Raw genomic sequence first — 20,430 nt, 5'->3', positions numbered from 1 at the left:
CTGGCCCCTTTCTGGAGGGCGATGGGGATGGAAGCTTTGGCACGCGGCCTGCGCGAAGGCGCCGGCTGGATGGTGTTTTGCACCGCACTGATGCTGCTGGCCCTGGCCATGCCGCAATCGGTGTTCGACCCGGAGTCCCGGGATTTCCTGCTGTTGCTGGGGGCGGTGGGCATCTGGCGCTACTCCATGGGCGCCATCCACTACCTGCGCGGCTTGCTGTTTCTCTACCTGGTGTTCCCCTGGTATCGGCGTCAGGCGCGCAAGCTGGGGGAGGCGGCCGATCCGTCCCACGTTTTCCTGCTGGTGACGAGCTTTCGCATCGATGCGCTCACCACCGCCGAGGTCTACCGCTCGGTGATCGAGGAAGCCATCGCCTGCGGCTATCCGGCCACGGTGGTCTGCTCCCTGGTGGAGATGTCCGATGAGCTGCTGGTCAAAAGCCTGTGGCGCAAGCTCGATCCACCGGCCCATGTCAGCCTGGACTTCGTGCGCATCGCCGGGACCGGCAAGCGCGACGGCCTGGCCTACGGCTTTCGTGCCATTTCCCGGCACCTGCCGGATGACGACGCGGTGGTGGCGGTGGTGGATGGCGACACCGTGCTGACCCCGGGCGTGATCCGTCGGACGGTGCCGTATTTCCGGCTGCTGCCCAAGGTCGGCGGGCTCACCACCAACGAGTTCTGCGAGGTGCGCGGCGGCTACGTCATGAGCGAGTGGCACAAGCTGCGCTTCGCCCAGCGCCACATCAACATGTGCTCCATGGCCCTGTCGCACCGGGTGCTGACCCTGACCGGGCGGATGTCGGTGTTTCGCGCCCAGGTGGTGACCAACCCCGGCTTCATCGCCGACGTCGAGAGCGATCACCTGGACCACTGGCGCCTGGGCCGCTTCCAGTTCCTCACCGGCGACGACAAGTCCAGTTGGTACAGCCTGATGCGCCTGGGCTACGACACCTTCTACGTGCCGGACGCGGCGATCAACACGGTGGAGCACCCGCCGGAGAAGAGCTTCCTCAAGGCCAGCCGCAAGCTGATGTTCCGCTGGTACGGCAACAACCTGCGGCAGAACTCCCGCGCCCTGAGCCTCGGGCCGCGCCGTCTCGGCTGGTTCACCTGCCTGGTGCTGGCGGACCAGCGCGTGGCCATGTGGACCAGCCTGCTGGGCCCGGCCGTGGCGATCATCGCCAGCCTCAAGTACGGCATCCAGTTCCTGCTGATCTACCTGCTCTGGATCGGCATGACGCGCCTGGCGCTGACGCTGCTGCTGGTGGCGTCCGGGCACCCGGTCGGGCCGGCCTATCCGCTGATTCTCTATTACAACCAGGTGCTCGGCGCCATGGTGAAGGTCTACGTGTTCTTCCGTCTCGACCGGCAGTCCTGGACGCGGCAGAACACCAGGCTGGAACGGGGCCTGGCGACCTTCCAGAGCTGGTTCAACGCCTGGTCGTCACGGGCCATGACGTTTTCCGCGGTCAGCGTATTCCTGGCCGTGCTTGTGAGTGTTGTGTAAGGGGGCGGGGCCGACGGAGCGGTCGGCCCGGCAGGGGACAAATCCGAGTCGGGAAGGAATGGAACAATGAGCACAGCCACGGGTGTTGCCAGCAATTCGAACATCGTCCACGAGTCCGAGGCCCAGCGTCAGTACGCGCGCCTCAAGATGCCGGCCAAGGTGCGATTCCTCGGCCCCAACCGCGAGACACTGGAGAGCGAGCTGCTGGATCTCTCCGCTGGCGGCTTCAGCTTTGCCAATAGCGCCCACGCGCTGAAGGAGGGCTCGCACCACAAGGGCAAGCTGGTGTTCCAGGTGGATGGCCTGGGCATGGCCATCGACGTCGAGTTCCAGGTTCGCTCGGTGCAGGGCGAGGGCAAGCGCGTGGGCTGCGAGTTCCACAACCTGCGCCCCCGTGAAGTGGCGGCCCTGCGCTACCTGATCACCGCCTACACCAGCGGCGAGATGGTGACCATGGGCGACATGCTCAACACCCTGCAGCGCGACAACTTCGCCAAGGCGCGCAAGGGCAAGGGCGCCGGCGGCGGCATGGGCTTCTTCGGGCGCCTGCGGGCCCTGACCTTCAGCCTGGCGATCTTCCTGGTGGGCGTCGGCGCCTTCACCTACATCCTTAACCAGCTCTACCAGCTGTATTTCGTGACCCATGCCGACTCGGCCATGGTCAACCTGCCCAGCCAGGTGGTCAGCATGCCGCGCGAGGGCGTGGTGCAGGCGGCACTGGTGAAGGTGGGCGGCGAAGTGGCCAAGGGCGCGCCGCTGGCCACCTTCAGCGCCACCATGCTCGATGTGCTGAAGAACAACCTGCCGGAAGGGCAGATGACCCCGGACAACATCGAGCGCCTGTTCAGCAAGTCGCTGCAGGGCACCCTCACCAGCCCCTGCGATTGCCGCGTGGTGGCGCAGCTGGTGGGCGACGGCCAGCCGGCCGCCAAGGGCGCACCGGTGTTCGAGCTGCTGCCGCTGGAAGGCCAGGCCACCATCGAGGCGCGCTTCCCCTACAAGACCTTCGCCAAGGTGCAGCCAGGGGCCGAAGTGAACGTCCAGGTGGCCGGCGAGAGCGTCCCGCGCGTGGGTCACATCAGCTCCGTGACCCTGCAGCAGGGCGGCCTGGCCTCGGACCTGCGGGTGTCCATCCTCACCAGCGAACCCCTGGCCACCGAGATGGCCGGGCGCCCGGCGGAAGTGACCATCGACGGCCTGCCCGGCAACCTGCTGCTGGACAAGGTCATGGCGGCCGGCAAATGAAGGCCCTCCTGCTGCCCTTGATGGGCTGCGGCCTGCTCCTGGGCTGCGCCGGCTTGCCCGACCAGCAACTTGCGCGCGAAGCCATGGCGCGCGGTGACAGCGAGACCGCCCGGCAGAACTACGAGGCCCTGGCCGGCAAGGGCTACGCCGATGCGCAGACCGCCCTGGGCGACATGGCGGCCGGCAGCCGCGACCCCAGCCGGGTGGCCGAGGCCGAAAGCCTGTATCGCCAGGCTGCGCCCAGCTCGGTGCGTGCGCAGTCGCGCCTCGGCCGGCTGCTGTCGCGCCAGGGCGGCGCCAGCGACGACCAGCTCAAGGAGGCCGAAAGCCTGCTGAACCAGGCCATCGCCCAGGGCGAGTACAGCGCCGTGGTGCCCCTGACCACGCTCTACCTGAACTACCCGCAGCTGTCGCCGGCCCTGGACCCGCAGCAACTGGTGGATGGCTGGCGGGCCCAGGGGATCGGCGAAGCCGAGCTGGCGCAGATCCTCATCTACCGCAGCCAGGGCAGCTACACCGCGCACCTGGCCGAAATCGAGGCCAAGTGCCAGGCGCAGTTGGCCCTGCAGGATGTCTGCTACCTGGAGTTGGCCACCGTCTACCGCCTGCGCCAGCAGCCCGAGGCCATGGAGCAGTTGCTGACCCGCCTGCGCGGCGCCTACGCGGCCAGCCTGGTGCCGCCCACGCGGGTGGAATCGGTGGCGCTGGCCCTCGCCGATCCGAGTATCCCGGCGCCGGCCGAGTTGAGCCTGGCCAAGGCCTTGCTGGACGAGATCGCACCGGCTTACCCCGGTGCCTGGGCGTCCCTGGCCAAGCTGCTCTACGACTACCCAGCCCTCGGCGGCACTGAGGAAATGCTCGGCGACCTGGAGCGTGGCCGTGGGGCGGGAGACAGCCGCGCCGAGCTGCTCACCGGACGCCTCTACTACGACGGGCGCCTGCTGCCGATGGACCCGCATCTCGCCGAAGCCCATTTGCTCAGGGCCGCGGCCGAGCAGCCGGCGGCCAACTACTACCTGGGGCAGCTCTATCGCCGTGGCCTGCTGGGCGAGGTACGCCCCCAGGACGCGCTGGACCGCCTGCTGCTGGCGGCCCGCGCGGGCCATTCGACGGCCGACCTGGCCCTGGCGCAGATGTTCAGCGAGTCCCTCGGGGTCAAGGTGGATCGGGTGAACGCCTACGTCTTCGCGCGTATGGCGGCGAGCCGGGCGCAACCCGAGGCGACCCGGTTGCTGGCCACCCTGGAACCGGCCATGAGTGCCGCCGAGCGACAACGCGCCGCGCAGCTCCTCGAGGAAGAACAGGGCACGCGGCAGGTGGTCGACCCGGTACGCCTGGCCCGTATTCAACCGCTGCAGAACGGAGTGGACCTGCTATGAAAGTGACGGGCTGGATGGGGGGCATCCTGGGTGGTTCGCTGCTCTGCGGCCAGGTTGCGGCGGCAACCCTGGAGGCACCACGCAACTTCGGCCTGGACATCAAGGTCACCGGCCAGTCCGAGGACGACCGCGACCTGGGCACCCGCTCCGGTGGCGATGTCGAGGGCATCGGCCTGGATGTGCGGCCCTGGCTCTACGGCCAGTGGGGCGACTGGAGCGCCTACACCATGGGGCAGGGCGTAGCCGCCACCGACGTGATCGAGACCGATACCCTGGAGTCGGACAGCATAGTGGCCGACAGCGAGGACGATGACGACGCCCGCGAAGCCGACAAGAGCTACCTGGCAATGCGCGAGTTCTGGGTCGACTACGGCGGCTTCACCGCCTACCCCGGCGAGCATCTGCGCTTTGGCCGGCAACGGGTACGCAGCGACGAAGGCACCTGGTGGGACACCAATATCGAAGCCCTGCACTGGGTGTTCGACACCACCTTGCTCAAGGCCAACCTGGGCGTGGCCGAGCGCTTCAGCGAATACCGCACCGACATCGACGACCTGGCGCCCGAGGACGAAGACCGCCGGCACTACTTCGCGGGTATTTCCACCCAGTGGGCGCCGGGCCACAGCGTCGGCGCCAAGCTCCACCACAGCCGCGACGACGGCCACCTGGCGCGGGTCGGCGAAGAGCTGGACTCGCTGTCCAAGACCCAGACCGGCGACCTCACCTGGCTGGGGCTGCAGGCCGACGGCGACTACTTCAACCCGCGCACCACGCTGCCGTTCAACTACTGGGCCCAGGCCATCTGGCTCACCGGCGACCAGGACAGCGTCACCCAGAGCAGCACCTCCGGCCTGCCCCTGGTCACCGGCAGCCGCAGCGGCGACCTGGATGCCTGGGCGCTGGACCTGGGCTTGCGCTGGAATATCGACGACCAGTGGCGGCTGGGCGGCGCCTACGCCCGTGGCAGCGGCGGCGTCGACTCCAACGGCCGGGACTCCGAGCAGTTCGTGCAGCCGGGCCTGGAAAGCAACCGCTCCAGCTTCACCGGCACCCGCACCCGCGTGCACCGCTTCGGCGAGGCGTTTCGCGGCGAGCTGACCAACATCCAGGTGGCCACCCTCTATGGCTCTCTGGCGGCGCGCGAGGACTACGACGCCAGCCTGGTCTACCACCGCTTCTGGCGCCTGGACGACGACCAGCCCACCGGCGATTCCGGCCTCAGCGCCAACCTGGTGGACGGCGACAAGGACCTCGGCCAGGAACTCGACCTGGTCGCCACCTACTACATCAAGGGCGGCCTGGTGCCGCCGGGACTGGATTGGGTCGACGAACCCTCGGCGCTGGTGCGCATGCGCCTGGGGTTGTTCTTCCCCGGCGACGCCTACGGCGATGACGCGGATTCCACCATGCACCGCGCCTTTGTCGACTTCATCTGGCGCATTTGACGGAGAACGGGACGATGCAACGGACGATCAAGGTGGGACTCGCGCTGGCCGGCTGGCTGGCCTGCACCCTGGCCAGCGCCGACATGCTTGCCGACGGCTACCGCCTCAGCGCGGAACCCGGGGAGACCCTGGACATGGCCCCGCCCGCGCTGCCGGATCTTTCCGGCTACACCGCCGCCGCCGTCGAAGCGAAGATCCAGCGTCCGCCGGCGGGCCGGGTGGTGGTCAAGGACATGCTCCATGAGGACGCCCTGGACGAGTTCATCGGCGGCGACGAACGCCTCAAGGAATGGGTGGTGCGGCAGAAGCGCATGCCCCAGGCGATCTTCATCGAGAACGGTTACCTGAACACCGCCGAGTTGGCCAGGCAGCTGCCAGACAATCTCTTCGCCGAGACCGAGCCCGGCGTCTACCTGGCGCGTCTGCCGATCATCGTGCGGCCTGGCGCCACCCTGCATATCGACCGCGCTACCCGCGAGCTGCGCCTGTCCCAGGAGGCCGGTGCCTTCCTGGTCAACGACGGGAGGATGTTCATCACCGGAACCCGGGTGACCGCCTGGCGCGAGAAGGAGGGCACCCCGGCGTTCTGGCGCGACGGCAAGGAGTTCCGCCCGTATTTCCTGGCCTGGGGCGGCACCGAAACCTATGTGGTCGACAGCGTGATCCAGAGCTTCGGCTACGACGCCAGCAAGGCCTACGGCTTCTCCATCTCCCAGTACAGCCCGAGCATGGCGCCGAAGATGAGGCGCGCGCGGCCCACCGGCTGGCTGCTGAACTCGCGCTTCATCGACATGTGGTACGGCTTCTACTGCTACGAGGCCGACGACGTGGTGATACGCGGCAACACCTACGAGCACAACATCGTCTACGGCATCGACCCCCACGACCGCTCGCGGCGGCTGATCATTGCCGAGAACGAAGCCTTCGGGACCCGCAAGAAACACGGCATCATCATTTCCCGCGAGGTCAACGACAGCTGGATCATCAACAACCGCTCCCACCACAACCAGCTCTCGGGCATCGTCCTGGACCGCAGCAGCGTCAACAACGTCGTGGCCTTCAACGAAACCTACAAGAACCTGTCCGACGGCATCACCCTCTACGAAAGCCCGCACAACCTGCTCTGGCAGAACCGCAGCACGAACAACGAGCGGCACGGCATCCGGGTGCGCAACAGCCTGGACGTGAGCCTCTACGGCAACCTCCTGGCGGCCAACAAGCTCACCGGCATCTACGGCCACATCAAGGACCTGCGTGGCACCCACCGTGACCTGGAGGAAGACCCCTTCGATCCCAGGGTGTCGCTGCGCATCGTCGGCGACCAACTGGTGGGCAACGGCTCCAGTCCGATTTCGGTGCACTCGCCGACCCGGCTCGAGCTGTACCGCTTGAACATCCTCGCGCCGCAGAAATCCTCGGGCATTTCCTTCAGCGGCCTGCTGGGCGAACACCAGGGCGAAATCATGGACATTCTGCTGCGCCAGCAGCGGGCGGTGCTGATCGAGCCCGCCGGCAGCCTGGCCAGCAAGGAGTGAGGCGATGAACCGAGCTACCTACCTGATCGCGGCCACTCTGCTGGTGGCCGCCAGCGACTTGCGCGCCGCGCCGCCGACCTACCAGGCCGAGGCCTGCTGCAGCCTGTGCCCGGCGGCGGCCAGCCTCGATCCGAGCCTGCCCGGCCTGGCGGGCCTGGGTGGCCTGGTCGAGGCCCGCGACGGCTGGCTGTTCAGCCGTGCCCAGGACCTGCGCAGCCAGTTCGGCCTGGACGACTACAGCTACAAGCAGCTGGAGCGCCTGCGCAATGCCCTGAAGCACAACGGCACAGAGTTGCTGGTGGTCTACCCGCCCAGTCGCGGGCTGATTCACGGCGACAAGCTGCAGCCGGCCGATCGCGCCCGCTTCGACCAGGCCCAGGCGCGGGAGAACTACCGCGCGACCCTGGCGCGCCTGCGCAAGCTGGATATCTGGGTGCCTGACCTGGCGAGCCTCCTGGAGGCCCAGGCCGGAACCCCGGATTACTACTTCAAGGGCGACCAGCACTGGACGCCCCAGGGCGCCGAACGCACCGCGCGCCTGGTGGCCGAGACGGCGCGGGGCATCCCGGCGCTGGCGCAGCTGCCCCACGGGGCATACGCCAGCCAGCCGGCGGGGTTGGTGGGCCGCAGCGGTTCGCTGCAGAAGGCCGCCCAGATGGCCTGCGGTACCGGCTACCCACGGCAGTTCGTCCAGGGCTATGTGACCCGGCCCCTGGAGCCCGAGGCGGCGGTGGAGGCCGACGTGGTGCTGGTGGGCAGCAGCAACAGCGCCGACGCCTTCAACTTCGCCGGCTTCCTCGAGCAGTACCTGGGCACGCCGGTGCGCAATGCCAGCCTCGCCAGCGGCGGCCACACCAGCGCGCTGATGCAGTACCTGATGAGCGCCGACTACCGGAAGAAATCGCCCAAGCTGCTGGTCTGGGAACTGGACGATGCCGACAGCCTCATGCAACGCAACTTCTATCGGCAAGCGATCGCCGCCGTGGGCGATGGCTGCAGCGGCCAGCCCGCGCTGCTCCAGGGGCGTACCGGCCTCGCCGGCGGTAGCCGCCAGGTGCTGTTCAACGGCGCCGACGGGGTGCTGCCGATCCGTGGCAGCGACTACCGCATCGAGCTGCAACTGGAAGCCCCGGACGTGCAGCAACTGGGCGCCACCCTGACCTTCATGAACGGCCGCCAGGAGAACCTGCTGTTCGAGCGCGGCACCGGGCCGGGACGCTTCCTGCTGGAACTGCGTGAGGATGCCGACTGGGACGACCTGACCTTCCTCGCCCTCAGTGTCCAGGCCATGCCGGGCGGCAGCCAGGGCGAGCTCAGCGCGCGGCTGTGCAAGGCGCGCAGCGACCAGGCGCGGCCCGAGCTGCGCACCGCCCAGGCCGGAGCCGGGTCGTGAACCGCGTCGGTGCGTTGCTGGCGTTGCTGGTGCTGCCGGCAATGGGGATGGCCACCGAGCTGGTACCGCCTGGCGGCTATTACCTGCCGGCGACGCTGAAGAAGGGCACGGCGGAAACGTGCCCGGTGGTGGCCAGGCCTTACGTCGGCGACCTGAACATTCCCAGCAAGTACGAAGGCTCGGGCCCGGCCCGCGACCAGTTGAACGTCGATTCCAATGCGCGCTACCAGGCCCGCGCCGAGCAGATCCGCGTGCTGGAAAAGACCGTCAACAAGCAGGTGGCCGCCTGGCTGCGGCTGGGCCGCGAAGGGCACCTGGACTGCGCCCTGGAATGGCTGGGCCAGTGGGCGGCGGCCGAGGCGCTGCTGAGCCGGGAGTTCACCCATACCGGCAAGTCCATGCGCAAGTGGGCGTTGGGCAGTATTTCCTCGGCCTACCTGCGGTTGAAGTTTTCCCGCTCCCAGCCCCTGCTCGGGCGCGAAGCGCAGACCCGGCCCATCGAGGCCTGGATCGCCCGTCTCGGCGAGCAGGTGGTGGACGATTGGCGCGACCAGCCTCTGGAGCGCCTGAACAACCACCAGTACTGGGCCGCCTGGGCGGTGATGGCCGCGTCGGTGGTGGTCGATCGCCGTGACCTCTTCGAGTGGTCCGTGGCGCAACTGCGGATCGGTATTTCCCAGGTGGACGCCGAAGGCTACCTGCCCAACGAGCTGCACCGCGAGACCCGTGCCCTGGCGTACCACAACTACAGCATGGGGCCGCTGCTGATGATGCTGGCCTTCGCCCAGGCCAACGGCATCGACCTGCGCGAGGCCAACCACCGCGCCATCCAGCGCCTGGCCACGCGGGTGGAGCAGGGCATCGAGGACCCGCAGCGGTTCGCTGACAAGACCGGCTTCAAGCAGGAGCTGGAGGATCTCCAGGAGGACGGCAAGTTCGCCTGGCTGGAGCCCTATTGCGCGCTTTATCGCTGCGCCGCCAGCACCGAGGCCTGGCGCCGTTCCATCGAGCCGCTGAAGACCTACCGGCTGGGTGGCGACATCACCCAGCTGTTCGCCGCGCCGACCCAGGTCGGCGGGCGTGACTGAGACATGCGTTTGCCCGGCACAGGGAGTGCCGGAGGCTTGATCCGGCCGGGTCGTCGGGAAGACGGCACGGCCCCTGTTGGATTCGCGGGTTGAGAGGAGAGGCAAGCATGATTCCAGTGATTCTGTCCGGCGGCAGTGGTTCGCGGCTCTGGCCCCTGTCGCGCAAGCTCTATCCCAAGCAGTTCCTGGCCCTGGCCGGGGAGCGCACGCTGTTCCAGCAGACCCTGCAGCGCCTGGGCTTCGACGGCATCGAGCGGCCCATGGTGGTGTGCAACCAGGAGCACCGCTTCATCGTCAACGAGCAGTTGGCCGGCATCGGCCTGGCGGCCCAGGCGGTGTTGCTGGAACCCTTCGGCCGCAACACCGCGCCGGCGGTGGCCATCGCCGCCCTGCGGGTGCTCGCCGAGGGCCGTGACGAGCTGCTGCTGGTGCTGCCCGCCGACCATGTGATCAGCAACGAAAGCGGCCTGCGCCAGGCCCTGGAGATCGGCCGGGCGGCGGCGGAGGAGGGCGAGATGGTGCTGTTCGGCATTCCCGCCGAGCGTCCGGAAACCGGCTTCGGCTACATCAAGGCGGCGCGGGAGGGCGACGGCGCGGCGCTGGCGCCCGGCGCCCTGCGGGTCGAACAGTTCGTCGAGAAGCCGGACAGCGTTCGTGCCACGGAATTCGTGCGCAGTGGTGGTTACTACTGGAACAGCGGCATGTTCCTGTTCCGGGCCAGCCGCTACCTGGACGAGTTGCGCAGCCATGAGCCGGACATCTACGACACCTGTGTGCTTGCGCTGGAGCGCAGCAAAGGCGAGCGCGAGGTACTGCGCATCGACCCGGGCACCTTCGAGTGCTGCCCGGACAACTCCATCGACTACGCGGTGATGGAAAAGACCGCCCGTGCCTGCGTTGTGCCGCTTTCCGCCGGCTGGAACGACGTGGGCAGCTGGTCGTCGCTCTGGGAGGTCAATGCCAAGGACGGCGACGGCAACGTGCTCAAGGGCGATGTGCTGTCCCATGACAGCCACAATTGCTACGTCCACGGCAGCTCCAAGCTGGTGACCCTGCTGGGCATGGAGGATGTGGTGGTGGTGGAAACCCGCGACGCGGTGATGATCGCCCACAAGGACAAGGTGCAGGACGTGAAGAAGCTGGTGGGCACCCTGGATGCCAGTGGCCGCTCGGAAACCCAGAGCCATTGCCAGGTCTATCGCCCTTGGGGCGGCTATGACTCGGTGGACTCGGGGACCCGTCACCAGGTCAAGCACATCACCGTGAAGCCCGGCGCCCAGCTCTCCCTGCAGATGCACCACCACCGCGCCGAGCACTGGATAGTGGTGTCCGGCACCGCGCGGGTGACCTGCGACGACAAGACTTTCCTGCTCACCGAGAACCAGTCCACCTACATCCCCATCGCCTCGGTCCACCGCCTGGCGAACCCCGGCAAGATTCCCCTGGAGATCATCGAGGTGCAGTCCGGCAGCTACCTGGGCGAGGACGATATCGAGCGGCTGGAGGATGTCTACGGGCGCAACGTGCAGGACCTGGGCGTGGTGCGGGGTTAGCCAGGGCACAGTCGTAGGGTGGACCACGCTTCACCGGTCCACCATCGGTGGTCCGTCTTGGCACCGCTGGTGGATGGAAAAGCGCCATCCACCCTACGGAGTCGTAGCCCGGATGAAATCCGGGAGCGGTGGTGGGTTCTTCCCGGATTGCATCCGGGGCCTGGCGTGGCGACCTAGCCCGCCAGCAGCTGGCGCAGCACGTAGTGCAGGATGCCCCCGGCCTTGAAGTACTCCACCTCGTTCTGGGTGTCGATGCGGCAGAGCAATTGCGCTTGTGCCTTCGATCCATCCGCGCGGGTGATTTCCAGCTGCAGGTCCATGTGCGGGCGCAGGCTGGCGCCGTCGAGACCTTCGATGGCTAGGGTTTCGTTGCCGGTCAGCTTGAGGCTCTTGCGGTCGTCGCCGTTCTTGAACTGCAGCGGCAGCACGCCCATGCCCACCAGGTTGGAGCGGTGGATGCGCTCGAAGCTCTCGGCGATCACCGCCTTGACCCCCAGCAGGTTGGTGCCCTTGGCGGCCCAGTCGCGGGAGGAGCCGGTGCCGTATTCCTTGCCGGCGACTATCACCAGCGGCGTGCCCTCGGCCTGGTAGCGCATGGCGGCATCAAAGATCGCCAGCTTGTCGCCGCTGGGCACGTGCAGGGTGTTGCCGCCTTCCTCGCCGCCGAGCATCTCGTTGCGGATGCGGATGTTGGCGAAGGTGCCGCGCATCATCACTTCATGGTTGCCGCGCCGCGAGCCGTAGGAGTTGAAGTCCGCCGGGGTCACGCCGTGCTCGCGCAGGTAGCGGCCGGCGGGGCTGTCGGCCTTGATGTTGCCGGCGGGGGAAATGTGGTCGGTGGTCACCGAGTCCCCCAGCAGGGCGAGGATCCGCGCCTGGCGCACGCTCTCTACCTTGGGCGGCGCGCCGGTGATGTTGGCGAAGAAGGGCGGATGCTGGATGTAGGTAGAGTCCGCCTGCCAGGCGTAGGTGTCCGATTCCGGGACCTGGATCGCCTGCCATTGCTCGTCGCCGGCGAAGACCTCGGCGTACTCCTTGTGGAACATCGCGGTGTCCACCTTCTGGATGGCCGTGGCGATTTCCTGCTGGCTGGGCCAGATGTCCTTGAGGTAGACCGGTTTGCCGTCCTTGCCCTGGCCCAGGGGCTGGCTGCCCAGGTCCAGGCGCACGCTGCCGGCCAGGGCGTAGGCCACCACCAGGGGCGGCGAGGCCAGCCAGTTGGCCTTCACCAGCGGATGCACGCGGCCCTCGAAGTTGCGGTTGCCGGAGAGCACCGAGGCGACCGTCATGTCGGCCTGCTGGATGGCTTTCTCGATGGGCTCGAGCAGCGGGCCGGAGTTGCCGATGCAGGTGGTGCAGCCATAGCCCACCAGGTTGAAACCGAGCTGGTCGAGGTAGGGGGTGAGGCCGGCGGCGCGGAAGTACTCGGTCACCACCTTGGAGCCGGGCGCCAGGGAGGACTTCACCCAGGGCTTGCGGGTGAGGCCTTTTTCCACCGCCTTCTTGGCCACCAGGCCGGCGGCCATCATCACGCTCGGGTTGGAGGTGTTGGTGCAGGAGGTGATGGCGGCGATGACCACGGCACCGTCCTCCAGGGTGAATTCCTGGCCGTCGTCCAGCCTGACCTTGCCATTGCCGACATCGCGGATGCCTTCGGTCTTGAGCTGCAGGCCCAGCAGGTCGTCGAAGGCCTGGGGCACCCGCGGCAGCGGTACGCGGTCCTGGGGGCGGCGCGGGCCGGCCAGGCTGGCTTCCACGCTGCCGAGGTCGAGGGACAGGGTGCCGGTGAACGCCGGCTCGTGGCCGGGCTCGCGCCACAGCCCCTGGGCCTTGCTGTAGGCCTCCACCAGTTGCACGGTGGCCTCGGGCCGGCCGGACAGGCGCAGGTAGCCCAGGGTGATGTCGTCCACCGGAAAGAAGCCGCAGGTGGCGCCGTACTCCGGGGCCATGTTGGCGATGGTGGCGCGGTCGGCCAGGGGCAGGTCGGCCAGGCCGTCGCCGTAGAACTCGACGAATTTTCCCACCACGCCCTTCTTGCGCAGCATCTGGGTCACGGTGAGCACCAGGTCGGTGGCGGTGATGCCTTCGGCGAGCTTGCCTTCGAGCTTGAAGCCGATCACCTCGGGAATCAGCATCGACACCGGCTGGCCGAGCATGGCCGCCTCGGCCTCGATGCCGCCGACGCCCCAGCCGAGTACGCCGAGGCCGTTGATCATGGTGGTGTGGGAGTCGGTACCCACCAGGGTGTCGGGGAAGGCGTAGGTGATGCCGTCCTCCTCGCGGGTCCAGACGGTGCGGGCCAGGTACTCCAGGTTGACCTGGTGGCAGATGCCGGTGCCCGGCGGCACCACGCTGAAGTTGTCGAAGGCCCGCTGGCCCCAGCGCAGGAACGCGTAGCGCTCGCCATTGCGCTGCATCTCGATCTCGACGTTCTCGCCGAAGGCCTCCTGGGAAGCGAAGCGGTCCACCATCACCGAGTGGTCGATCACCAGGTCCACCGGCGACAGCGGGTTGATCCGCTGCGGGTCGCCCCCGGCGGCCGCCACGGCGGCGCGCATGGCGGCCAGGTCGACTACCGCCGGTACGCCGGTGAAGTCCTGCATCAGCACCCGCGCCGGACGGTACTGGATTTCCCGCTCCGAGCTGCGCGGTCCGAGCCATTCGGCCAGGGCCTTGAGGTCGGCGGCACTGACGGTTTCGTCGTCCTCCCAGCGCAGCAGGTTTTCCAGCAGCACTTTCATCGACATGGGCAGCTTGTCGATGGCGCCCAGGCGTTTGGCGGCCTCGGGCAGGCTGAAGTAGTGGTACGTCTTGCCGGCCACATCGAGACTGCGGCGGCAGTTCAGGCTATCCAGGGAAGGCATCGGGCTTTCTCCTTGAGGCCCACAAGGCATGGGCCGGTTTCTCGCTCGGACCTAGGTTCTGTACGAAAACTGCCTGCGCTCGGTGATGCTGCGTTGAAATCGGCCTCAGAATGCTCATTTGCAACACGCAAACTGCGCTTCTTCGGCCGATTTCGCCTTGCCTGACCTTCGCTCGACGACTTTTCGTACAAGACCTTGAAAGCTAGCTCCGCTTGGCCGGTCCTGCCATGTCCGCCGACCGGCAGGGTGGTACGGGCGTTCCCATGGGGCAGGTATCCGGCTGTAGGAAATTCCTTGTTGTCCTGTGTGAAAACGCTCGTCGCGCAACTATAGTGCGCGCCCAGGAGGAGCCCCCCGATGAACACCTTGCTGTTGCACTGCCGCCCCGGTTTCGAGGCTGAGGTCTGTGCCGAGATATCCGAACACGCCGCCCGCCTCGAAGTGGCTGGCTATTCCAAGGCCAAGCCCCAGAGCGCCTGCGCCGAGTTCGTCTGCAGCGAACCCGGCGGTGCCGAGTACCTGATGCGCAAGCTGCGTTTCAGCCAACTGATCTTTCCCCGCCAGTGGGCGCGCGGCGAGTACGTGCCCTTGCCGGAGACCGACCGTATCGGCGTCCTGCTGGCGGCCCTGGCCGACTACCCGGTGTGCGGCAGCCTCTGGCTGGAGGTGCTGGACACCAACGACGGCAAGGAGCTGTCGACCTTCTGCCGCAAGTTCGAGAAGCCTTTGCGCAGTGCCCTGGTGAAAGCCGGCCGGCTCAAGGACGACCCGCAGTTGCCGCGCCTGCTGCTGACCTTCCGCAGTGGCCGCGAGGCCTTCGTCGGCCTGGCCGAGTCGAACAATTCGGCGCTCTGGCCCATGGGCATCCCGCGCCTGAAGTTCCCCCGCGAGGCACCGAGCCGCTCCACCCTCAAGCTGGAGGAGGCCTGGCACCACTTCATCCCGCGCAACCAGTGGGATGCACGCCTGGCACCGGGCATGACCGCCGTTGACCTGGGCGCGGCACCCGGCGGCTGGACCTGGCAGCTGGTGCAGCGGGAGATCAAGGTCATCGCGGTGGACAACGGCCCCATGGCGGAAGACCTGATGTATTCCGGCTTCGTCGAGCACCAGCGCGCCGACGGCTTCACCTTCAAGCCACGGCGGCCGGTCAACTGGATGGTCTGCGACATTGTCGAGAAACCGGCACGCACCGCCGCGCTGATCGAGACCTGGCTCGGCGAGGGCTGGTGCCAGGAGGCGGTGGTCAACCTCAAGCTGCCGATGAAGCAGCGCTACGCCGAGGTGCGCAAGCTGCTGGCGCGCATCGACGACGGGCTGAAGGGGCGGGGTCTGAAAGTCTCCATCGGCTGCAAGCAGCTCTATCACGACCGCGAGGAAGTGACCTGCTACCTGCGCAAGCTCTAGGAGCGGAATCAGGACCCTGTAGGTTGGGCCAAGCGCAGCGCGGCCCAACGGAGGTATGTGGGGCGGCGATGTTGGGCTTCGCGTAGCTCAGCCACAACCTACCTGGGCGCCATTCGCTGCACCCAATAGCTCTGCTTGTGCCCCCGCGCCTGGTATTCGGCCGCCAGGCGCTCAGCTTCCTCGCGGGTCAGCCCGGCGCGCAGGACGAACTCGTTGCCGTTGTCGTCCAGTCGCTTGACGCACCAGTCATGCCCGTCGTCGTGCGCCATCGCCGGCCTCCGGGGAAAGTCCCATGCTGCGCCGCCTTCCGCCGGCTGGCGAGAGACGCTGGGCGGGCAGCCGGCTTTGCGCCACAATAGCGGCCAGTTTTTGGAGTGCCCCATGTCCCAACAGCCCGATGCCATTCTCGACGCCACCGGCCTCAACTGCCCCGAGCCGGTGATGATGTTGCACAACAAGGTGCGCGACCTGCCGGCCGGTGGCCTGCTCAAGGTGATCGCCACCGACCCCTCCACGCGCCGCGACATCCCCAAGTTCTGTGTCTTCCTCGGCCATGAGCTGCTGGACCAGTCGGAAGAGGCGGGGACCTACCTGTACTGGATTCGCAAGAAGGCCGACTGAAGGCCTTGTCCTGACACCATGAAAAAGGGCCGCTCGAAGCGGCCCTTTTTCGTCAGTGGCGGATCCGTGCCCGCGCACTGCGTGCCAGCCTCAGGCTGAGCAGCAGCGCAGCGCAGGTAAGCCCCACCACCAGCCCTTGCCAGAGGCCCTTGGGACCGCTGGGTTCGCCCAGCCAGTGGGACAGGCCGAGGGCGTAGCCCACCGGCAGGCCGATGCCCCAGTAGGCGAAGAGGGTGATGACCATGGTCGCGCGGGTGTCCTGATAGCCGCGCAGGGCGCCGGCGGCGGCCACCTGGATGGCGTCGGAGAACTGGAACAGCGCCGAGTAGACGATCAGCATCGCCGCCACCGCGATCACCTCGGGGTCGGGTGAATACATCTTCGCGATCAGTTCGCGACACAGCAGCATCAGGCTGGCGGACAGGCAGGCATAGGCCAGCGCCGCGCCTATCCCGATCCCGGCGGCGAAGCGCGCCTCGCGCGGCTCGCCCCGGCCCAGGGCCTGGCCGACCCGCACGGTGACGGCCATGGCCAGGGCGTAGGGGATCATGAACACCAGGGCGCTGAAGTTCAGCGCGATCTGGTGGCCGGCGACCACTGTGGCGCCCAGGCCGCCGATCAGCAGGGCAATCACGGCGAAGATGCTGGACTCGGCGAACACCGCGATGCCGATCGGCCCGCCAATGGAGAACAGGCGCTTGATCACCGGCAGTTGCGGTGTGTCGAAACGCTCGAACAGGCCGCTCGGCTTGTACACCGGGGCGCGGCTGACCCAGCCGAGCATGGCCAGCAGCATGAACCACATCACCGTGCCGCTGGCCCAGCCGCAGCCCACGCCGCCCATGGCCGGCATGCCCAGGTGGCCGTAGATCAGCACGTAGTTCAGCGGGATGTTCAGCAGCAGGCCGCCCATGCCCACCATCATGCTCGGGCGGGTGCGGCCGAGGCCGTCGCTGAAGCAGCGCAGCACGTAGTAGAGGGCCACGGCGGGGAAGCCGAAGGCGATGCCGTGCAGGTAGCCCATGGCCGGGTCGATCAGTTCCGGGTCCACGCCCATCAGTGCCAGCACCGGGCGGGCGTTGATCAGCAGCAGGGCGCCACACAGGCCGACGACCAGGGCCAGCCAGAGGGCCTGGCGCACCAGCGGGCCGATCTCCTCCTGGCGGCCGGCGCCGAAGCGTTCGGCGACCTTGGCGGTGGTGGCCAGGAGGATGCCGGTCATCAGCAGGAATACCGGAATCCAGATGGAGTTGCCCAGTGCCACGGCGGCCAGGTCGCGGGGGCTGACGCGGCCGGCCATCACCGCATCGACGAAGCCCATGGCGGTGTTGGACAGCTGGGCGACCATGATCGGCGCGGCCAGCTTGAGCAGCGCACGCAGCTCCGTGGCGGCGCGACGGAAACGGGTTTGAGCGGGGTTCAATGAGAGTTCCATATCAATAAGGCATCCTCCGGGCGTGCCGGTGGTGTCCATGCTAGAGGTGGCTGAGGGACGCTGCCTGGTTGCGACGGGCTCGCAACGGTGCACTATCCCAGCCTTTGCAGCAGAAGCTGCCGGCGGAACGGGATGTGGAGGCTGAGGGGCGTCCAGTTTACGCCCTGACGGATGGGTCAGGAAAGGGGCGTTTGCGGCACGGGCGCCTGGCGAGGGGATTGCGTAGAATGACGCTCTCTCTGCTGGAGCCTGCCATGCGAATTGTTGCCGACGAAAATATCCCCCTGGTCGAGGCCTTCTTCGGCGACCTGGGCGAGATCCGCCGTCTTCCCGGCCGCGCCATCGACGCGGCCGCCCTGGCCGACGCCGACCTGCTGCTGGTGCGCTCGGTGACCCGCGTCGACCGCGCCCTGCTGGCCGGCAGCCCGGTGCGCTTCGTCGGCACCTGCACGATCGGCACCGATCACCTCGACCTCGATTACTTCGCCGAGGCGGGCATCGCCTGGTCCAGCGCCCCCGGCTGCAACGCGCGTGGCGTGGTGGACTACGTACTGGGCAGCCTGCTGGTGCTGGCCGAAGATGCAGGCGTCGACCTTGCCTCGCGCACTTTCGGCGTGGTGGGGGCCGGCCAGGTGGGCGGGCGCCTGGTGGACGTGCTGCGCGGCCTCGGCTGGCGGGTGCTGGTGTGCGATCCGCCGCGCCAGGCCGCCGAAGGCGGCGACTATGTGGACCTCGCGACCATCCTTCGCGAATGCGATGCCATCAGCCTGCACACGCCGCTGGATCAGGGCACCCATCACCTGCTGGACGCCCAGCGCCTGGCCCAACTGCGCCCCGGTGCCTGGCTGATCAATGCCAGCCGCGGCGCGGTGGTGGACAACCAGGCCCTGCGCGAACTGCTCGGCCGGCGCGACGATTTGCGCGTCGTGCTGGATGTCTGGGAGGGCGAGCCCCAGGCGGACGCGGCGCTGGCGCAGCTGTGCCGCATCGCCACGCCGCATATCGCCGGCTACAGCCTGGACGGCAAGTTGCGCGGCACCGCGCAGATCTACCAGGCCTGGTGCCGGGTGAGCGGGCAGGCGGAAAGCGTCAGCCTGGGTGAACTGTTGCCCGCGACCTGGTTGCCCGAGCTGGCCCTGGATGCCAGCTGCGACCCCGACTGGGCATTGGCGACCCTGTGCCGGGCGGTGTACGACCCGCGCCGGGATGATGCGGATTTCCGCCGCAGCCTGGTGGGTGACGATGCCCAGCGCCGCGCGGCCTTCGACGGGTTGCGCAAGCACTATCCGGTGCGTCGGGAGATCGACGGGCTAAGGGTGGCGTTGAAGGGGGATGCGCCGAGACTGGCGGAACTGGTGCGGGCGCTCGGGGCCGAGCTGGTGTAGCGGCAGGCCCGGGATTGCCCCGGGCCTGATGCGGTCAGGCTTGTTTCAGCTCGCTGCACAGCTGCTTGTGCAGTTCCTGGCAGGCGCGCTGGATCATGTTTTCGGTAATCGGAATTTCGCGGCCCTGCGCATCGATGATGGCGCCGCCAACGGGGCGCCGTTGCTGCAGCGGGATAACGCGATGATTGGAAGTGCTGTCGTTCAAGCTCATGACCTGTCTCCTCTTCAGGTAATGCGCGCAGTCTAGGCAGCCTAGATGAATGCGCTGTGACAGCCGGCGTAGGCAATGCGCCGGAAAACGAAAGACCAGGAGACTCTAGCAGCCTTTGTGCCGGCTGGGAGTACCTGGTCCTGGTGGATGGACCCCCTGTGCGGGGCCAGAGTTCAGATCGAGGTAAGCATGTCCACGTTCCATATGGGCCTGATCATCAATCCCCTGGCCGGTCTGGGTGGCCCGGCTGCGCTCAAGGGCAGCGACAGTGTCGCCGCCGAGGCCCTTGCCAGAGGCGCCGAGCCCCGTGCGGCGGCGCGCACCCGGCTGGCCCTGGAATGCCTGTTGCCGCTCGTCGGCCGAATCGGTTTCCTGACCTTTCCCGGCCCCATGGGGGCCGACCTGCTGGCGGAGATGGGCTTCGCCCATCGGGTGCTGGGCCACCTCGACGGGCCGAGCACCAGTGCCGCCGACACGCAAAAGGCGGTCGAGGCCCTGCAGGAGGCCGGCGCCGCGCTGATCCTCTTCGCCGGTGGCGATGGTACGGCGCGGGATGTCAGCGCCGCGGTGCGCGAAGGGCAGCCGGTACTGGGTATTCCCGCCGGGGTGAAGATCCACTCCGGGGTCTATGCCATCAGCCCGCGCGCCGCCGGGGAGCTGGCCCGGCGTCTGGTGGAGGGTGACCTGGTGCGCCTGGCCAGCGGCGAAGTGCGTGACCTGGACGAGGCCGCCCTGCGCGACGGCAAGGTGGCCGCACGCTGGTACGGCGAGCTGACGGTGCCGGAAGAGGGGCACTTCATGCAGCACGTCAAACAGGCGGGCATGGAGTCGGAAGAGCTGGTGCTGGTGGACCTCGCCGATTGGTTGAACGACAGCTGGGAGGAGGGCGTGCGCTATGTCCTCGGCCCCGGCTCGACCCTGCACGGCCTGGCCGCCAACCTGGGGCTGGAGACCACGCTGCTGGGGGTCGACGTGATCGAGGATGGCGCGGTGATCGCCCGCGATGTGACCGAAGCGCAACTGTTCGCGCTGGTGGCCGACCACCCGGCGCGCCTGTTGGTCACCGCCATCGGCGGCCAGGGCCACATCATCGGTCGTGGCAACCAGCAGATCAGTCCGCGCGTGCTGCGTGCGATCGGCCTGGAGCACCTGCGGGTAGTGGCCACCAAGCGCAAGCTCGGCACCCTCGCAGGCCGCCCGTTGCTGGTGGACAGCGGCGATCCCGAGCTGGATGCGGCCTTCCCCGACGCGATTCGGGTCTGGGCCGGCTACAAGGAGGAGCTGCTCTATCCAGTGGGGTGGGACTGATCCTGCCCAGGGTTTCCCGCTTTCTATTCCAGAGTGCGGAATATCGCCGGAG

Annotated in this window: 16 protein-coding genes; 12 read left to right on the top strand and 4 right to left on the bottom strand. The window is 67.8% G+C overall.

Going from position 1 to position 20,430, the window contains the following annotated elements; translation table 11 throughout:
• Positions 1 to 27: 27 nt before the first annotated feature.
• From PCA10_RS19000 to PCA10_RS18965, 8 genes are all read left to right on the top strand, one after another.
• Positions 28 to 1,509, top strand: a complete 1,482-nt coding sequence (locus PCA10_RS19000) for a glycosyltransferase family 2 protein (RefSeq protein ID WP_016493691.1) — start codon at positions 28 to 30, stop codon at positions 1,507 to 1,509.
• 66 nt (positions 1,510 to 1,575) lie between these two features.
• A complete protein-coding gene (locus tag PCA10_RS18995) occupies positions 1,576 to 2,754 on the top strand; it encodes an alginate biosynthesis protein Alg44 (RefSeq protein WP_016493690.1) in 1,179 nt (392 codons plus the stop codon).
• Entirely contained in the window at positions 2,751 to 4,133 is a 1,383-nt protein-coding gene (locus PCA10_RS18990) for a sel1 repeat family protein (RefSeq protein ID WP_041770358.1), read from the top strand. Before PCA10_RS18995 ends, PCA10_RS18990 begins: the two co-directional genes overlap by 4 nt.
• Complete coding sequence (locus PCA10_RS18985; protein WP_016493688.1) at positions 4,130 to 5,578, top strand: alginate export family protein; 1,449 nt, start codon at positions 4,130 to 4,132, stop codon at positions 5,576 to 5,578. Before PCA10_RS18990 ends, PCA10_RS18985 begins: the two co-directional genes overlap by 4 nt.
• Positions 5,579 to 5,592: 14 nt before the next feature.
• Positions 5,593 to 7,113 carry a mannuronan 5-epimerase AlgG gene (gene algG, locus PCA10_RS18980; RefSeq protein ID WP_016493687.1) on the top strand — a complete coding sequence of 507 codons (1,521 nt, stop codon included), beginning with the start codon at positions 5,593 to 5,595 and terminating at the stop codon, positions 7,111 to 7,113.
• A 4-nt stretch (positions 7,114 to 7,117) separates the two neighbouring features.
• The gene (locus PCA10_RS18975) at positions 7,118 to 8,506 is read left to right on the top strand and encodes an alginate O-acetyltransferase AlgX-related protein (protein WP_016493686.1); all 1,389 of its coding nucleotides are present in this window, start codon (positions 7,118 to 7,120) and stop codon (positions 8,504 to 8,506) included.
• Positions 8,503 to 9,594: a mannuronate-specific alginate lyase gene (locus tag PCA10_RS18970; protein WP_016493685.1), complete on the top strand. Its 1,092-nt coding sequence runs from the start codon at positions 8,503 to 8,505 to the stop codon at positions 9,592 to 9,594. The genes PCA10_RS18975 and PCA10_RS18970 overlap by 4 nt, the downstream gene beginning before the upstream one ends.
• 107 nt (positions 9,595 to 9,701) lie before the next feature.
• Positions 9,702 to 11,147, top strand: coding sequence for a mannose-1-phosphate guanylyltransferase/mannose-6-phosphate isomerase (locus tag PCA10_RS18965; protein WP_016493684.1), 1,446 nt, complete (start codon positions 9,702 to 9,704; stop codon positions 11,145 to 11,147).
• 173 nt (positions 11,148 to 11,320) lie between these two features.
• On the opposite strand, the gene acnA is transcribed toward PCA10_RS18965, so the two are convergent.
• Entirely contained in the window at positions 11,321 to 14,011 is a 2,691-nt protein-coding gene (acnA, locus tag PCA10_RS18960; RefSeq protein ID WP_016493683.1) for an aconitate hydratase AcnA, read from the bottom strand.
• A gap of 357 nt (positions 14,012 to 14,368) precedes the next feature.
• On the opposite strand from acnA, the gene rlmM reads away from it, so the two are divergent.
• Positions 14,369 to 15,418 (top strand): 23S rRNA (cytidine(2498)-2'-O)-methyltransferase RlmM, encoded by a 1,050-nt coding sequence (gene rlmM, locus PCA10_RS18955; RefSeq protein ID WP_016493682.1) that lies wholly within the window; start codon positions 14,369 to 14,371, stop codon positions 15,416 to 15,418.
• Between the two features lie 98 nt (positions 15,419 to 15,516).
• Here the strand turns inward: rlmM and PCA10_RS30750 are convergent, their stop codons facing one another.
• Complete coding sequence (locus PCA10_RS30750) at positions 15,517 to 15,687, bottom strand: hypothetical protein (protein WP_016493681.1); 171 nt, start codon at positions 15,685 to 15,687, stop codon at positions 15,517 to 15,519.
• A gap of 112 nt (positions 15,688 to 15,799) precedes the next feature.
• On the opposite strand from PCA10_RS30750, the gene tusA reads away from it, so the two are divergent.
• Positions 15,800 to 16,039 carry a sulfurtransferase TusA gene (gene tusA, locus PCA10_RS18950; protein WP_016493680.1) on the top strand — a complete coding sequence of 80 codons (240 nt, stop codon included), beginning with the start codon at positions 15,800 to 15,802 and terminating at the stop codon, positions 16,037 to 16,039.
• A gap of 52 nt (positions 16,040 to 16,091) precedes the next feature.
• Here tusA and PCA10_RS18945 read toward each other — a convergent pair whose 3' ends face one another.
• Positions 16,092 to 17,474, bottom strand: a complete 1,383-nt coding sequence (locus tag PCA10_RS18945) for an MATE family efflux transporter (RefSeq protein ID WP_016493679.1) — start codon at positions 17,472 to 17,474, stop codon at positions 16,092 to 16,094.
• A 254-nt stretch (positions 17,475 to 17,728) separates the two neighbouring features.
• Between PCA10_RS18945 and pdxB the strand changes: the two genes are divergently transcribed.
• Positions 17,729 to 18,859 carry a 4-phosphoerythronate dehydrogenase PdxB gene (pdxB, locus tag PCA10_RS18940; protein ID WP_041770357.1) on the top strand — a complete coding sequence of 377 codons (1,131 nt, stop codon included), beginning with the start codon at positions 17,729 to 17,731 and terminating at the stop codon, positions 18,857 to 18,859.
• Between the two features lie 34 nt (positions 18,860 to 18,893).
• Here the strand turns inward: pdxB and PCA10_RS30745 are convergent, their stop codons facing one another.
• Positions 18,894 to 19,070 carry a PA1571 family protein gene (locus PCA10_RS30745; RefSeq protein WP_016493677.1) on the bottom strand — a complete coding sequence of 59 codons (177 nt, stop codon included), beginning with the start codon at positions 19,068 to 19,070 and terminating at the stop codon, positions 18,894 to 18,896.
• A 189-nt stretch (positions 19,071 to 19,259) separates the two neighbouring features.
• Here PCA10_RS30745 and PCA10_RS18935 point away from each other — a divergent pair, with 189 nt between their 5' ends.
• Positions 19,260 to 20,378 carry an ATP-NAD kinase family protein gene (locus PCA10_RS18935; protein ID WP_016493676.1) on the top strand — a complete coding sequence of 373 codons (1,119 nt, stop codon included), beginning with the start codon at positions 19,260 to 19,262 and terminating at the stop codon, positions 20,376 to 20,378.
• The last annotated feature ends 52 nt before the right edge of the window (positions 20,379 to 20,430 follow it).

The sequence above is a fragment of the Pseudomonas resinovorans NBRC 106553 genome, assembly GCF_000412695.1.
GTDB classification, from domain to species: domain Bacteria; phylum Pseudomonadota; class Gammaproteobacteria; order Pseudomonadales; family Pseudomonadaceae; genus Metapseudomonas; species Metapseudomonas resinovorans_A.
The sequence above is the reverse complement of the archived record's forward strand: the minus strand, read 5'-3'. Positions and strand labels throughout refer to the sequence as shown.

Bases quoted from the DNA above. Each gene is read 5' to 3' on its own strand.
- PCA10_RS19000 (WP_016493691.1), top strand. From the start codon at position 28: ATGGAAGCTTTGGCACGCGGCCTGCGCGAAGGCGCCGGCTGGATGGTG.
- PCA10_RS18995 (WP_016493690.1), top strand. From the start codon at position 1,576: ATGAGCACAGCCACGGGTGTTGCCAGCAATTCGAACATCGTCCACGAG.
- PCA10_RS18990 (WP_041770358.1), top strand. From the start codon at position 2,751: ATGAAGGCCCTCCTGCTGCCCTTGATGGGCTGCGGCCTGCTCCTGGGC.
- PCA10_RS18985 (WP_016493688.1), top strand. From the start codon at position 4,130: ATGAAAGTGACGGGCTGGATGGGGGGCATCCTGGGTGGTTCGCTGCTC.
- algG (WP_016493687.1), top strand. From the start codon at position 5,593: ATGCAACGGACGATCAAGGTGGGACTCGCGCTGGCCGGCTGGCTGGCC.
- PCA10_RS18975 (WP_016493686.1), top strand. From the start codon at position 7,118: ATGAACCGAGCTACCTACCTGATCGCGGCCACTCTGCTGGTGGCCGCC.
- PCA10_RS18965 (WP_016493684.1), top strand. From the start codon at position 9,702: ATGATTCCAGTGATTCTGTCCGGCGGCAGTGGTTCGCGGCTCTGGCCC.
- acnA (WP_016493683.1), bottom strand. From the start codon at position 14,011: ATGCCTTCCCTGGATAGCCTGAACTGCCGCCGCAGTCTCGATGTGGCC.
- rlmM (WP_016493682.1), top strand. From the start codon at position 14,369: ATGAACACCTTGCTGTTGCACTGCCGCCCCGGTTTCGAGGCTGAGGTC.
- PCA10_RS30750 (WP_016493681.1), bottom strand. From the start codon at position 15,687: ATGGCGCACGACGACGGGCATGACTGGTGCGTCAAGCGACTGGACGAC.
- tusA (WP_016493680.1), top strand. From the start codon at position 15,800: ATGTCCCAACAGCCCGATGCCATTCTCGACGCCACCGGCCTCAACTGC.
- PCA10_RS18945 (WP_016493679.1), bottom strand. From the start codon at position 17,474: ATGGAACTCTCATTGAACCCCGCTCAAACCCGTTTCCGTCGCGCCGCC.
- pdxB (WP_041770357.1), top strand. From the start codon at position 17,729: ATGCGAATTGTTGCCGACGAAAATATCCCCCTGGTCGAGGCCTTCTTC.
- PCA10_RS30745 (WP_016493677.1), bottom strand. From the start codon at position 19,070: ATGAGCTTGAACGACAGCACTTCCAATCATCGCGTTATCCCGCTGCAG.
- PCA10_RS18935 (WP_016493676.1), top strand. From the start codon at position 19,260: ATGTCCACGTTCCATATGGGCCTGATCATCAATCCCCTGGCCGGTCTG.